Origin of the sequence: Rhodanobacter sp. KK11, from assembly GCF_033345435.1 — a bacterium.
GTDB lineage: Bacteria > Pseudomonadota > Gammaproteobacteria > Xanthomonadales > Rhodanobacteraceae > Rhodanobacter.
This window is the reverse complement of record NZ_JAWPMI010000005.1, coordinates 700,754-714,997: the sequence shown is the minus strand read 5'-3', so window position 1 is coordinate 714,997 and position 14,244 is coordinate 700,754. Positions and strand designations below refer to the sequence as shown.

The 14,244-nt window shown below is 66.7% G+C and carries 10 protein-coding genes and 2 pseudogenes; 4 read left to right on the top strand and 8 right to left on the bottom strand.

The genetic code is table 11. The annotated features are described in order from the left end of the window. The first annotated feature begins 47 nt into the window (after positions 1–47). Both glyQ and glyS read left to right on the top strand, forming a co-directional pair. Positions 48–959 carry a glycine--tRNA ligase subunit alpha gene (glyQ, locus tag R5H19_RS16660; protein ID WP_318160163.1) on the top strand — a complete coding sequence of 304 codons (912 nt, stop codon included), beginning with the start codon at positions 48–50 and terminating at the stop codon, positions 957–959. Continuing rightward, a complete protein-coding gene (glyS, locus tag R5H19_RS16655; protein ID WP_318160162.1) occupies positions 956–3,103 on the top strand; it encodes a glycine--tRNA ligase subunit beta in 2,148 nt (715 codons plus the stop codon). Before glyQ ends, glyS begins: the two co-directional genes overlap by 4 nt. Before the next feature lie 68 nt (positions 3,104–3,171). On the opposite strand, the gene R5H19_RS16650 is transcribed toward glyS, so the two are convergent. The 3 genes and pseudogenes from R5H19_RS16650 to R5H19_RS16640 all read right to left on the bottom strand — a co-directional run. Further along, positions 3,172–3,741, bottom strand: coding sequence for a helix-turn-helix transcriptional regulator (locus tag R5H19_RS16650; protein ID WP_318160161.1), 570 nt, complete (start codon positions 3,739–3,741; stop codon positions 3,172–3,174). A 312-nt stretch (positions 3,742–4,053) separates the two neighbouring features. After that, positions 4,054–4,293 (bottom strand): annotated as a pseudogene (locus R5H19_RS16645) (transposase); the annotation flags it as partial. Between the two features lie 177 nt (positions 4,294–4,470). Beyond that, a pseudogene (locus R5H19_RS16640) lies at positions 4,471–4,893 on the bottom strand (transposase); the annotation flags it as partial. Between the two features lie 582 nt (positions 4,894–5,475). Here R5H19_RS16640 and R5H19_RS16635 point away from each other — a divergent pair. After that, a complete protein-coding gene (locus R5H19_RS16635) occupies positions 5,476–8,538 on the top strand; it encodes a TonB-dependent receptor (protein ID WP_318160160.1) in 3,063 nt (1,020 codons plus the stop codon). A gap of 205 nt (positions 8,539–8,743) precedes the next feature. Then, the gene (locus R5H19_RS16630) at positions 8,744–10,618 is read left to right on the top strand and encodes an MFS transporter (protein ID WP_318160159.1); all 1,875 of its coding nucleotides are present in this window, start codon (positions 8,744–8,746) and stop codon (positions 10,616–10,618) included. A gap of 9 nt (positions 10,619–10,627) precedes the next feature. Here the strand turns inward: R5H19_RS16630 and ampE are convergent, their stop codons facing one another. From ampE to R5H19_RS16605, 5 genes are all read right to left on the bottom strand, one after another. Then, positions 10,628–11,497: a regulatory signaling modulator protein AmpE gene (ampE, locus tag R5H19_RS16625; RefSeq protein ID WP_318160158.1), complete on the bottom strand. Its 870-nt coding sequence runs from the start codon at positions 11,495–11,497 to the stop codon at positions 10,628–10,630. 137 nt (positions 11,498–11,634) lie between these two features. Then, the gene (gene nudC, locus R5H19_RS16620; protein WP_318160157.1) at positions 11,635–12,609 is read right to left on the bottom strand and encodes an NAD(+) diphosphatase; all 975 of its coding nucleotides are present in this window, start codon (positions 12,607–12,609) and stop codon (positions 11,635–11,637) included. A gap of 11 nt (positions 12,610–12,620) precedes the next feature. After that, positions 12,621–12,989: an iron-sulfur cluster insertion protein ErpA gene (gene erpA / locus R5H19_RS16615; RefSeq protein WP_318160156.1), complete on the bottom strand. Its 369-nt coding sequence runs from the start codon at positions 12,987–12,989 to the stop codon at positions 12,621–12,623. 46 nt (positions 12,990–13,035) lie between these two features. Continuing rightward, complete coding sequence (locus tag R5H19_RS16610; protein WP_318160155.1) at positions 13,036–13,464, bottom strand: polymer-forming cytoskeletal protein; 429 nt, start codon at positions 13,462–13,464, stop codon at positions 13,036–13,038. Further along, the gene (locus tag R5H19_RS16605; protein ID WP_318160154.1) at positions 13,451–14,206 is read right to left on the bottom strand and encodes a DUF6776 family protein; all 756 of its coding nucleotides are present in this window, start codon (positions 14,204–14,206) and stop codon (positions 13,451–13,453) included. Before R5H19_RS16605 ends, R5H19_RS16610 begins: the two co-directional genes overlap by 14 nt. Positions 14,207–14,244: the final 38 nt, after the last annotated feature.

Sequence of the window (14,244 nt, the reverse complement as noted above, 5' to 3'; positions counted from 1 at the left end):
CAAGCTGCAGCTATACTAACGCGCTTTACCCAAGGTCACGGAAAACCATGTCCGCACGCACCTTTCAGGATGTGATCCAGACCCTCAACCGCTACTGGGCGGCGCAGGGCTGTGTGTTGCTGCAGCCACTCGACACCGAGGTCGGCGCCGGCACCTTCCACCCCGCCACTTTCCTGCGCGCGCTCGGCCCGGAGCCCTGGTCGGCTGCCTACGTGCAGCCATCGCGCCGGCCCACCGACGGCCGCTACGGCGAAAACCCGAACCGCCTGCAGCATTACTACCAGTACCAGGTGGTGATGAAGCCCAATCCCGAGAACATCCTTGAGTTGTACATCGGCTCGCTGAAGGAACTGGGGCTCGATCCGCTGGTGCACGACCTGCGCTTCGTCGAGGACAACTGGGAGTCGCCCACGCTCGGTGCCTGGGGTCTCGGCTGGGAAGTGTGGCTGAACGGCATGGAGGTCACCCAGTTCACCTACTTCCAGCAGGCCGGCGGGCTCGAGTGTCGCCCGGTGACCGGCGAGATCACCTACGGCCTGGAACGCCTGGCGATGTATCTGCAGAACGTGGACAACGTCTACGACCTGGTCTGGACCGACGGTCCGCGCGGCACGGTGACCTACGGCGATGTGTTCCACCAGAACGAGGTGGAGCAAAGCACCTACAACTTCGAGTACGCCAACGTGTCCGAGTTGCTGCACTGGTTCGACGTGTGCGAGGCAACCGCGAACCAACTGGTCGCGGCGAACCTGCCGTTGCCGGCATACGAGCAAGTCATGAAGGCCAGCCACACCTTCAACCTGCTCGATGCGCGCCGCGCGATCAGCGTCACCGAGCGCCAGCGCTACATCCTGCGTGTGCGCACGCTGTCGCGCAGCGTGGCCGAGACCTATGTGGCGCAGCGCGAGAAGCTCGGTTTTCCGGGCCTGAAGAACGTTTCCAGGGAGCAGGCCGCATGAGCGCCGCCAAGTCGCTGTTGATCGAGCTGGGCACCGAGGAACTGCCACCGAAGGCGCTGGACGAACTGTCCGCGGCCTTCCTGCGCGGCATCTGCGACGGCCTGGCCAAACGTGGCATCGCTGCCGGGCTCGACCTGGCCCGGGCCTATGCCTCGCCACGCCGCCTCGCTGCCTACATCCCGGCGGTGGCCGCGGCGCAGCCGCCGCAGGCGCTGGAGCGGCGTGGTCCGGTCTTGAATGCTGCGCTCGACGCCGAAGGCCGGCCCTCGAAGGCGCTGCTCGGCTTTGCGCAGTCGTGCGGCGTCGGCGTCGAACAACTGGAGAAGCTGGAGACCGACAAGGGCAGCTGGTTCGTCTGGCGCACGGTCAAGCCGGGCCAGCCGGTGGCGGCGCTGCTGCCGGAAATCGTTGACGAGGCGCTGCAGGCGCTGCCGATCCCGCGGCCGATGCGCTGGGCCGACCATGACTACAGCTTCGTGCGTCCGGTGCACTGGCTGGTGATCCTGCATGGCGCCGACATCGTGGACGGTCGCGTGCTCGGCCTGCACAGCGGTCGCAAGTCGCGCGGTCACCGCTTCATGCACCCGCAGCCGGTGCATCTGGCCGATGCGGACGGCTGGCTGGACGCGATGCGTGCCTGCAACGTGCTGGCCGATCCGCACGAGCGGCGCCAGCGCATACGCGACCAGGTCGGCCTGGCGGCCGCGGTCACCGGCGGCATGCCGCGGCTGGACGATGCGCTGCTGGACGAGCTGGCCAATCTCACCGAATGGCCGGTGGCGATTGCCTGCACGTTCGAGCGCGAGTTCCTTGCCGTGCCGCCGGAGGCGCTGGTCACCACCATGGTGGCGAACCAGAAATTCGTGCCGATATTCGATGCCGAGGGCAGGCTGACCGAGCATTTCATCGGCATCGCGAACATCCAGAGCAAGGACCCGGCCGCGATCCGCAAGGGCTACGAGCGGGTGATCCGGCCCCGCTTCGCCGACGCCAAGTTCTTCTGGGACGAGGACCTGAAGACGCCGCTGGCCAGCTACCAGGAACCGCTCAAGCACGTCACCTACCAGCAGACGTTGGGCAGCCTGTGGGACAAGAGCGTGCGCGTGGCCGAGCTGGCGCGGGTCACCGCCAACCGGGTCGGCGTCGATGCCGCCTTGGCCACCCGCGCTGCTTCCCTCAGCAAGTGCGACCTGCTGACCCGCATGGTCGGCGAGTTCCCCGAGTTGCAGGGCGTGATGGGCCGCTATTACGCCAGTCACGACGGCGAGTCGGCCGCGGTAGCCGAGGCGCTGGACAGCTACTACCAGCCACGCTTCGGCGGCGACGCGATCGCGGCCGACCGGCTCGGCCAGGTGCTGGCCGTGGCCGAGCGCCTGGATACCCTGGCTGGCATCTTCGCCGTCGGCATGAAGCCCGGCGGCAACAAGGATCCGTTCGCCCTGCGCCGTGCAGCGCTGGGCCTGGCGCGCACCCTGATCGAGGGTGGCCTCGAGCTGGATCTGCGCGCCAGCTTCGTCGAGGCACTCGAACTGCTGCCGGACGTGGCGTTGGCGGCTGGCCTGAGGCCCGGCAAGGACGGCAGGCCACCGGCCCTGAACGCGGGCCAGCGACGGGCGATCCTGACGGATGAACTGTACGACTTCGTGCTTGATCGCCTGCGCGGCTACTACGCCGAGAAGGGCTTCGACAACGCCCAGTTCGAGGCGGTGCTGGCGGTGCAGCCGACCAGCTTGGCCGACTTTGACCGCCGCCTGCGCGCGGTGGCCGAGTTCGGCCGTCGTCCGGAAGCGGCCAGCCTGGCTGCCGCCAACAAGCGGGTCGCCAACATCCTGCGCAAACAGGCCGGGGAGCCGGGTGCGCCTCCCGTCGGGCAGGTCGTCGATCCGGCGCACTTCGAGGCGGATGCAGAGCGCGAACTGGCCGACGCGCTGGACTCGGCACGGCAGGACAGTGCCGCGGCGCTGGCTGCCGGTGACTACACTGCCGTACTGGCACGGCTGTCCCAGTTGCAGGCGCCGGTGGATGCCTTCTTCGACACTGTGCTGGTGAATGCCGACGATCTGGCAGTGCGCGCCAACCGGCTGGCCCTGCTGGGTCAGCTGAAGGCGCAGTTCGGCGCCATTGCCGACATCGCCCTGCTCTGAGAGGCGGCACAAAAAAGGCGTGGCGACCATGCAGCCTGCCACGCCTTCACTGCCGACTGGGCCATGGATCAGGCCATACCGCGCTCCTTGCGGATCCGTTCGGCAAGTTGCTGGTTGAACGACACCATGGCGTGCGGATCCACGTGGGAGCCGCCGGGGCCAAGGATTTCATAGAGCTGACTAATCAGATCGGTGTTTTCGGACAGCGAAAGATGGCTGTCGGCCAGGCTCAGCTCCGACTGCAGGATGCGCACGGCGGTATCCAACCGCTGCGCATCGACTGCCGCGGTGGAGGCGGTTGCGTGGCCGTGTGCGGAAGTCAGGCGGGCGTGGGCACGGTGCGGCGTGGCTTTCTCCGAGCTGTACTGCTCATCCGCAACAGTGTGGGTGGGGTCGATCTGCAGCGTTCCTTCGCCCGCCACCAGCCAGACCAGCGAGATGCCCAGCGTCTTGGCCAGCGTCACGCAACGAGCGCGCGACGGATCGGTGTTGCCATCACGCCAGCTGCGCACCACGCCCTCGGAAAAACCGCACATTCGTGCGATCTCGGTGGCGCTTCCCACGCGCTGGATCAGTAACTTGATGCGCTCGGCGAAGGTTTCTGTAGCTTGCGGGCTCATGTTTTTTTGCGTGTCCATGGGAAAACTGCCGTGGGTTGGGGGGAGTGCAGCGTCTATGACGCAAATCGAGTGAAGGAAAGCTGGTGGCGATGTTGTGAAACTGTTGACTCGCGTGATTTCTTGAAATTCGTCCGTAAATCTTTGCGATGAGGCGCACCCGAGAAGTCACCCTGATCCGGTGGATCATGCGGACCGCGTGCTTTCCCTGGGTGCCGTTGTTGGATGTTGCGAACAGACGAAAGTTTCATGTTCCGGCTGTTTGGATCGAATCTTGGGGCTTGCCGACGCTCTCGCTTTGGGTGGCGGGACGACTGGGGGGCCGGGTTTACTTTATCTGTTTCGCATAGGCGGCGGTGCCAGTCTGCCCAACGCCTTCTTCGGCCGCTCCTCATGGTATTCCCGTCGCCAGCGCTCGATCTCGGCGCTGTGCGTGCAACGGGCCTGGAACCAGCGTTCGTTGAGGCATTCGTGGCGCAAGCGGCCGCTGAATGACTCGGTGCAGGCATCATGGTTCGGCTTGCCTGGTTCGATCAGGCATGGCTGCACGCCACGCTCATGCGCCCAGAGTATGTGCAGAATTTTGTGCAAACGGGATCGGGCTTGCAGCCGAAAGATGCGTCCCTCGAACGGGACGGTAAAGCGCTTGGACACGGCCCCCTGATCGCGGACCGGCAGCGTCCGCCGCTTGCCACCCACGCAGGCGACGAAGATGTCCTGCCCGCCGCGCGTAGCCCGGGTCACCACCTATATCCTGAACTTCGCATCCTCGGTCCGGGCCAGCCACAGGCCTGGCACCTCCTACTCGCCGGGCATGATGATGCCGATGACCGGGTAGGTTGCCTTCACTCGCACCATCGAGTCACGGGCGTACAGCGACAGGGTCTGGTTGTCGGAGCCGGTCCGGCGGGGTCTGCTGCTTGGGGGCCAGCTTCGGCCCGAAGGTGCCGCTGCGGTCGCGCAGTACCTCGATGGGCAGTTCGCCGAACCGGCCCTGGAGGATCTTGTGGTTGCGCCGTTGCGCGCGTTTCCGGCGGCGCTGGCCGTCGGCTCGTGCTTCTCGTAACCGGGGTACCCGGCCATTTCCGCATCCGGAGCCTTCTTGACCGGCAGCCTGGTCAGTTGCTTGGGCAGGCCATTCTCGCCAATCAGGCCTTCCGGCTTCTGATGGTTGGCTGGCGGGCTGCCATAGGTCGACCTTCTGGTGACGTGGCCGGGTCCCGGGGGATCCCGGCTTTTGTGGCTGCCTTTCACCGATAGGGCTCGGCCTGCGAGCGGAAGCCTGGCGATGCGGCCGGGACCCGCACGGCGAGATCAGATCAGGCCATCTGGCAGGGGGATTGTCGGGGTACGCCCGCGGCGGCAGAACGCCGCGCCCCCGAAGGGGGCCGAGCATCCGGGGGCGGGTTCTGCTGGCGTTGCCGACCCGTACGACCAGCGGCAGTTTGCCCTGGAAAGCGCAGTACGCCGCGGGTCAAGCGCAAATTCGTGCGTACCGTGCTGGGCGGATCGGGGGCGTGGCCCTGCGCAAGCCTGCGTGGCCAGCCGGGGCGGGAGCGCGGCAAAAGTTATGAAAGTGTTGACCTGCGCAATTTCTTGAATTAGCGTCACAACAACTTACGTAAACATTTGCGTGAGAAACGCAGCCCGGACCGCGTAGATCGGCCCGGGCCTGCATCGTCCGTTGGGAAGTTGTGAACACACTGAAGTTTGATTTGCCCGAGCCATTCGGGTCGAACCTTGGGGAGTTAACTGATGAATTCGCGTAAAAATTTCAAGACGAGAGGGGCGCAGCGCACCGCGCTTGCTCTGGCACTGGGTATGGGCCTCAGCGGCTTGGCTTTTGGTCAGGCGACTACCGGTAGCATCTTCGGTCAGGCGCAGGCGGGTGACACCGTCTTGGTCAAGAGCACGTCGGGTATCACCCGGCAAGTTACGGCCGACACCTCCGGCCGTTACACGGTGGACTCCTTGCCGCTGGGCAACTACACGGTGACCCTGCAGCGCGACGGCCAGGCTGTCGACTCGCGCTCCAACGTCACGCTGCGCGTGGGTTCGGGTACCGAGGTTTCCTTCGGCGCCCAGAACGCCCAGAACCTGTCGGCGGTGACGGTGCAGGCCAACGCCCTGCCCAGCATCGACGTCAGCGGCGTCGACTCCCGTACGGTCATCACCGCCGAGCAGCTGGCCCGCCTGCCGCTGGCGCGCAGCGCCGAGGCGATTGCCTTGCTGGCCCCGGGCGTGGTCCAGGGCAGCGGCCTGTTCACCAACCTCACCGGTGGCTCGGTGGTGTCGTTCGGCGGCTCCTCGGTGACCGAGAACGCGTACTACATCAACGGCTTCAACACCACCGATCCGCTCAGCGGCTTCGGCGGCATCACCCTGCCGTACGGCGCCATCGACCAGCAGGAAATCATGAGCGGCGGCTACGGCGCGGCCTACGGCCGTTCCGACGGCGGCGTGATCAGCCAGGTCGGCAAGCGCGGCACCAACGAGTGGCACTTCGGTGGCCAGATCCAGTGGACCCCGAAGGGTCTGCGCGCCGATCCGAAGAACTGGTACTACGTCAACAAGGACGGCTCGCAGGGCAAGCTGCGCCAGTACCGCAAGAACAACAAGTCGTGGACCACCACGGTGGACGCCTACGTCGGCGGCCCGCTGATCCAGGACAAGTTGTTCCTGTTCGCCGCCGTCGAGGCCGAGCGCCAGCAGGGCGAGTCGACCGGCTCCAACGTGGCGCCGTTCGTTACCCATTACCGTTACGACAACCCGAAGTGGTACGGCAAGCTGGACTGGAACATCACCGACAGCAACATCCTCGAGCTGACCGGTGCGTCGAACAAGTCGTCCTACCAGGGCGTCTTCAACGACTTCAGCTACGCCACCCTGACCGAAGGCGGCTTCAACAGCAACGACACCCACACCAAGAACGGTGCGGACGTCTACTCGGCGAAGTTCACCAGCTACATCACCGATGACCTGACCGTCAGCGCGCTGTACGGCAAGATGAAGGGCACCTGGTACAGCAGCGTTGCCGACTACGATCCGACCTATCCGTACATCTTCGGCGCCCAGGACCAGAACCCCGCCCTCAACGGCGGCTCGACGATCACCAACAGCCAGACGGTGTCGACGATCAACCTGCCGGGTCACCGCTCGACCAACACCAACCTGCGCATCGACGTGAGCTACAAGCTCGGCGACCACACACTGACCGCCGGTATCGACAATCAGGACCAGAAGAACATTGACGGTGGTACCAAGTTCCCCGACGAGGGTCTTGGCTACGCGTGGGAATACAATGACTTCGGCGATCCCGATACTTACGTCATGGGTGGCCCGGGTACCGCTCAGCCGGGTGCCGATTGGCAGAACTCGCCGTGGGTGGCCAACACCGGCTCCCAGCCGGGTGGCGAGACCGGCTACTACGTGGCCCGTTACCGTTACCACGACAATGCCTCGGTGCGCGTGGCGCAGCGTGCGCAGTACGTCGAGGACAGCTGGCAGGTCAACGACCGCTGGCTGGTCAAGCTCGGCCTGCGCAACGACCAGTTCACCAACTACAACGCCGTCGGCCAGCCCTACCTGCGCCTGACCAGCCCGCAGTGGGCGCCGCGCGTGGGCTTCAGCTGGGACGTCAATGGTGATTCCAGCTTCAAGGTCTACGGCAACGCCGGTCGTTACTACCTCGCGCTGCCGACCAGCGTGGCGCTGCGCTCCGCCGGCACCTCGCTGTACACCCGCGAGTACTTCACGTACACGGGTATCGATGCCAACGGCATCCCGACCGGCCTGACCCCGCTCGACACCTACCTGGGTGCCGGTGCGCCCGTGTCGGCCAACGGCGAGTACGGCCAGGCACGCGATCCGAAGACCTCGGCCTCGACCAACCTGAAGTCGGAGTACCAGGACGAGTACATCCTCGGCTTCGACAAGAAGCTGGGCGACTCGTGGGTGTACGGCGCCAAGGCGACCTACCGCAACCTGCGCAACGCCATCGACGACGTCGGCGACAACGTCTCGATCATCGCCAAGATGAACGCGATGGGCATCGATCCGAACAGCTACGATGCCACCCAGGTGCCGGCGAGCATCCTGATCAACCCGGGCAGCACCTCCATCTTCAACATTCCGAAGCTGGGCGGCGGCTACTACACCGTGGAGATGGACTGGAAGAACGACTTCCACTTCAACACCACGATGAAGCGCAAGTACTATGGCCTGAACCTGTACCTGGAGCATCCGTTCGACGGCAAGTGGTACGGCAAGGTCGACTACCTGTTCTCGCGCAGCTACGGCAACAGCGAAGGCCAGGTGCGCTCCGACATCGGTCAGGATGACGTGTCGGCGACGGTGGACTGGGATTACGCCGCGACCATGGATTACGCCAACGGCGCACTCTCCAACGACCGTCGCCACCAGCTCAAGGCATACGGCTCGTACCAGATCGCGCCGGAATGGATGGTGTCGGGCAACCTGGCGATCCTGTCCGGTTCGCCGAAGACCTGCCTGGGCTACTACGGTGCTGCCCAGACCAACCCGGGTCTCGGCTACGGTCCGTACTACCACTTCTGCAAGGGTCAGCCGTCGCCTCCGGGCGCCACGCGCAACCCGTGGACCTACACGCTCAGCCTGAGCGCGGAGTACCGGCCGGAGTGGGCGGGCAAGAAGCTGGCCTTCAACGTGATGGTCAACAACGTGTTCGACAGCCAGAAGATCACGCAGACCTATCCGATCGAGGCAAGCTCGAGCTTCGGCCGTCCGTACAGCATGCAGACGGGTCGCTACGTCCGCTTCGGTGCTTCGTACGACTTCTGATGAGCTGAAGTAACACGCATGTGGTAGTTGCAAGGAGGCCGCCGGGGATGACCCGGCGGCCTTTTTTCGTGCCCGGCGTGCGTGCCGAAGGTGACTACATGACGGGATCTGCGCTGTCGCTCATCGCGAGCGCCGGCAATAATGGCCGGGAGAGCGGGCGCCGCCGCTCGTTGGCCGCAGCGAGACGACACACAAAGGACATTGCATGAGCCAGTTTGCACTGCTGGGCAAGCGGCGCTTTGCGCCGTTCTTCTGGACCCAGGCGCTGGGGGCGTTCAACGACAATGCGTTCCGCAATGCGCTGGTGATGCTGGTGGCGTTCCAGATGGGGCTGGGCGACCGCACGGTGTCGCTGTACACCAACCTCGCACCGGCACTGTTCATCATCCCGTTCTTCCTGTTCTCCGCCACGGCCGGGCAACTGGCCGAGAAGTACGAGAAGAGCCGGATCATCCGCTACGTGAAGCTGTTCGAGATCGGCGCGATGGCGCTGGCCGCGTACGGTTTCTACACGCACCACACCACGTTGCTGCTGGTCGTGCTGTTCATGATGGGCATGCATTCGGCCATGTTCGGGCCGATCAAGTACGCGATCCTGCCGCAGGCGCTGACGCCGGTCGAGCTGGTCGGCGGCAACGGGCTGGTCGAAATGGGCACGCAGATGGCGATGCTGATCGGCATGATCGCCGGCAACTCGCTGATGCTGGTGGCTGGCGTGGGGCCGCTGCTGGCGTCCGGCGCCACGATCGCGGTGGCAGTGGCCGGCTACCTGGCCTCTCGCCGGATTCCGCCGGCGCCGGCCACCGCGCCGGGACTCGAATTCAACTGGAACCCGTTCAGTGAGACCGCGCGGGTGCTGGCGATCACCCGCGCCGATCGCGCGGTGTTCAACGCGGTGCTGGGCATCTCGTGGTTCTGGTTCTTCGGCACGGTGCTGATCGCGCAGCTGCCGATCTACACGCGCGAGACGCTGGGCGGCGACGGCTCGGTCAACACGCTGGTGCTCACCTTGTTCTCGATCGGTACCGGTGCCGGCGCGCTGCTGTGCGAAAAGATGTCGGGCCGACGGGTGGAGATCGGCCTGGTTCCGCTGGGTGCGTTCGGGCTGACCGCGTTCGGTGTCGACCTGTACTTCGCGCGGCACGGCATGGCGTCCGTGCGCGGGCTGGACTGGCTGGCCTTCCTGCATGCCGCGGGCAGCTGGCGCATTGTGCTCGACCTCACCCTGGTCGGCGTGTTCGCCGGCTTCTACGTGGTGCCGCTATTCGCCTTCGTGCAGGCGCGTGCGCCGCGCGAGAGGTTGTCGCGGATCATCGCCGGCACCAACATCCTGAATGCGCTGCTGATCGTGCTGGCGGCCGGCTTCGGCCTGGGGCTGGGCGCGCTGGGGCTGGATGCGCCGCAGATCTTCCTCGCCGCGGCGCTGCTCAACGTGCTGGTGGCCTGGTACATCTTCACCCTGGTGCCCGAGTTCGTGATGCGCTTCATCACCTGGGTGCTGGTGAACACACTGTACCGGGTGCGCGCCGACGGCAGCGACCGGATTCCCTGGGAGGGGCCGGCGCTGCTGGTCTGCAACCATGTCAGCTTCATGGACCCGCTGCTGCTGATGGCGAAGCTGCGCCGACCGGTGCGCTTCGTGATGTATTACAGGATCTTCAACATCCCGTTGCTCAGTTTCGTGTTCCGCACCGCGAAAGCCATCCCGATCGCCGGGCAGAAGGAAGACCCCGCGGTGCTGCAGCAAGCCTACGACGCGATCGACGCCGCGCTGGCCGCGGGTGAGGTGGTGTGCATCTTTCCGGAAGGCGCGCTCACCGCCGACGGCGAGATTGCGCCGTTCCGCTCGGGCGTGGAGAAGATCCTGGCGCGCCGGCCGGTGCCGGTGGTGCCGATGGCGCTGCGCGGCCTGTGGGGCAGCGTGTGGAGCCGGCGTGACTCGATGCTGCGTCGAGCGCGCCTGCCACGACGGTTCCGGGCGAGGGTGGAACTGGTGGTGGACACGCCGCAGGCGCCGGCGCAGGTCTCGGCGGCGACGCTGGAGGCGCGGGTGCGCGAGCTGCGCGGCGAACGGGCCTGAACCGCCGACTCAGCCGATCCAGCCGCCGACTACCACCAGCGCCACTACGCTCAGCCACGCCAGCAACGCGCGCAGCAGCGCGCTGCGCAGGCGTCGCAGCTCGGCCAGCGGATCGCTGTGCTCTTCGGCGTAGCCGTCGCCGGCCTCGATGTCGATCAGCACGTCGGCCTGCGCCGCGGCACCGAGGAAACCCGGCGCGCTGGCGTACCAGCTGGTCGGTGCGGCCTGGTTGTGCCAGCGTCGCCAGGCATTGATTACCGCCTCCCAGTGGCCGACCACGGCCAGGGTGAAAGTCAGCAGCTGCGCCGGCAGCCAGTCCAGCGCGTTGGCCACGTAGCCGGCGGCGCGGCGGCTGTCCGTATCGAGCTGCAGCGCGTCGTCACGGCCCAGCGTCTGCGCCAGCCGGTACCCCAGCGCGCCGGCCGGGCCGAGCAGGAAGAACCACAGCAGCACGGCAAAACGCCGGCGCAACGCGGCATAGGCGATCGCCTCGCCCAGCGCCGGCGCGTTCCAGGCGACAGGTCGGCCATCGTCGGCCAGCGCCTGCGCCGCGGCTTCGCGGCTGGCGCCGTCCGGGGCGCCCAGGATCGCCTCCAGGTCGGCCTCGAACTCACGTGGACCGAGGCAGTACAGCAACACCGCCAGCGCGAACAGCAGCGGCAGCAGCTCGCCCAGCAGCGAGCGCCCGAGCAGCCACTCCAGCAGCGCACACAGCACCAGCGGCACCAGCAGGGTCAATGCCACGCGTCCACCACCGCTGGTGTCCGCCAGTTGTGCGACCCAGCGACGGAACAGGCCGTCACCGCGCCAGCGCGCCAATTGCGGCATGACGTGCAGCAGACCGAGGGCGACGAGGGCAACTAGCAAACGTATGGCCATGGCGGGGCGGGCTCGCAGACGGTGGCTGCCATTGTAAGCGACGGACTGCGGCCGACAGCAGCAGAGGCCGGTCGCTGCCGGGTCGCGTTCGTCGATCCGCAGCGGCCATGCTGTCGCGCTTGCGAACGTGCGTCAGGTCAGCCCGGCGTGGCGTCGGCCACCAGTGCGTCCAGCTCCAGTCCGGCCTGCTGGCGCAACCAGTACGCCAGCAGCTGGTAAGACACCGACAGGCGCGTGGATGGCAGGAAGCTGCCGTCGGCAATCCCGTCGGCGATCTGTTCGGGGGTGAACCAGCGCGCGTCTTCCAGTTCGTGGTCGCGCATGCGGATCTGCCGCGACGCGGCGGTGGCGATGAAGCCGACCATCAGCGAGGCGGGCATCGGCCACGGCTGCGAGGAGTGGTAGCGCACCGTATCGACGATCACCCCGGCCTCCTCGGCCACTTCGCGGCGCACTGCGTCCTCCAGCGCCTCGCCCGGCTCGACGAAGCCGGCCAGGGTGGAGTAGCGGCCGGGCGGCCAGCCGGCCTGGCGGCCGAGCAGGCAGGCGCCGTCGTGCTCGACCAGCATGATCACGGCGGCGTCGGTGCGCGGGAAATGCAGCCGCGCACAATCCGGGTTGGTGCATTGGGCGCGGTGGCCGGCGGCGACCAGCAGCAGCGGCGCGCCGCAGTGGGCACAGAAGCGCGTCTCGCGCTGCCAGTGCGACAGGCCCTTGGCATAGGCGAACAGGCCGGCCTCGTCGGCCGCCAGCTGCAGGCCGGCGCCGCGCAGGCTCATGCGGCGGGCGTCGAGCGCATGCTCCAGTTCGCCAATGCGACCGGTGTCGTCGACCACCAGCAGGAAGTGCGGGCGTTCGTACGCCATGCCGAGCAGGCTGGCGCGCAGGTCGTCGAGCCACTGCTCGCGTTCGTTCGCATCGAGCCAGCGCAACGCGTCGCGGTCGCGGTGCAAAAAGGCCTCGCCGGCGCCGTCCAGCAGCAGGTAGCGTGCCTGCGGCGAGCGGGCTTGTTCGACGATCCACACCGATTCGTCGCGCGATTCGGCGACGCGGTCGAGCACCAGGCTGAGCCCGGCGAAGGTGTTCAGCGGGGGCTGGATGGCCCGGTCCATCGGCGCCGTCTTCAGGCCGAGAACGAGGAGCCGCAGCCGCAGGTGGTCTTGGCGTTCGGGTTGCTGATCACGAACTGCGCGCCGCTGAGGTTCTCGGCGTAGTCGATCTGCGCGCCGCCGAGGTACTGCAGCGACAGCGGATCGCACAGCAGGGTCACGCCGTCGCGTTCGATCGCCAGGTCGTCCTCGGCCTGCGCCTCGTCGAAGGTGAATCCGTACTGGAAACCCGAGCAGCCGCCGCCGGAGATGTACACGCGCAGCTTCAGCGCCGGGTTGCCTTCCTCGGTGATCAGTTCATGCACCTTGTGCGCGGCGGCGGCGGTGAACACCAGTGGGGCGCCGCTGCTGCGGTAATCGGGAATCGCGACGAGAGTTTCCATGGCCATCTAGGTGGGGGCAGGGTGGACTGTAACCAAGCATACCGCGTCAGGCCGGCATCGCCTCGTCGAGCTCGGCGTCCGGTGCCGGCAGTTCGCGCGGCGTTTCCCCGGTCTGGCGCGAGATGCGGCCGTTGACCTGCGCACCGGCGGCCATTTCCATCGTGTGATAGCGCAGGTCGCCGTCGATGCGCGCCTGCGCCGCCAGCTCCAGTCGCACGCTGACGTTGACGTCGCCGGTCACGTGGCCGTTGATCACTGCCTGCGGCACATGGATCTCGCCGTGCACCTGGCCGTGCTCGCTGAGCGTGAATACGGCATCGTCGCCCTCGCCCAGCACGCTGCCTTCGATGCGGCCGTCCAGGTGCAGCGCGCCGCTGAAGCGCAGGTCGCCGCGGACCACCGTGCCGCGGGCGATCAGGCTGGTTTCGTTGCTGCTGTTGCGATCGTTGCGATCGCTGCGTCTACGGTTGAGCATCGCGGTCCCCTTCGGCGTTGGTGATGTTTCCGCTCAGTGCGGCGGCCCAGGCGACGGCACGGTTGACCGGTTCGCCACTGGCGGGCTGAATGCTGATGCGCAGCCGCGTCGGGCGGAAATCCGCCGGCAGCACGATGGTGCCGTGCAACTGCTGGAAATAGGTGAAACGGAACGGCAGGCCGTCCTTTTGCGCGGCATCGCCCAGCGCAGGCCAGTCCAGCCGCGCCACCCGGTCGCCGCGCAGGCCTTCCACGCTGACCAGAACATTGCCGGAAATCTCGTCGCCGCGTTTCGCGTTCTGGGTCAGGCTGAGGCTGATGTTCCAACCACGCGAGCCCACGATCGGCTGCAGCTTGACCTCCTGCAGCTTCAGCCCTTGCCGCTGGGCGTCGCCGCCGACCAGCCGCGAATAGAAACCCAGGTCGGCGCGCAGGCCGTTCAGTTCCTCCTCGCGTTGTGCCAGGGTGCCGCGCAGCGAACGGGTGGCGACCTCGTTGACCTGGGCCGCACGTTCCAGGTTGGCGACCTGCTGCTTCAAGTCGTCGATCTGGCCGCGCAGGGCACGCTGCTGGCGGTTGTCCACGGTGATTGGGGCGTTTGCCTGGCGCACCAGTACACCGACGATCAAGCCGACCGCCAGCAGGCTGCCGAGCCAGGCCAGACCCAGCCACAACCGGCGCCGGCGATGGCCGGTGTCGTCGTACCGGCGCACGACGAAGCGCGGAGGTGGTCGTGAGGCCATGCGGCGCGTTCCGGGGAAAGCCAGAGGTATAGCCCCGG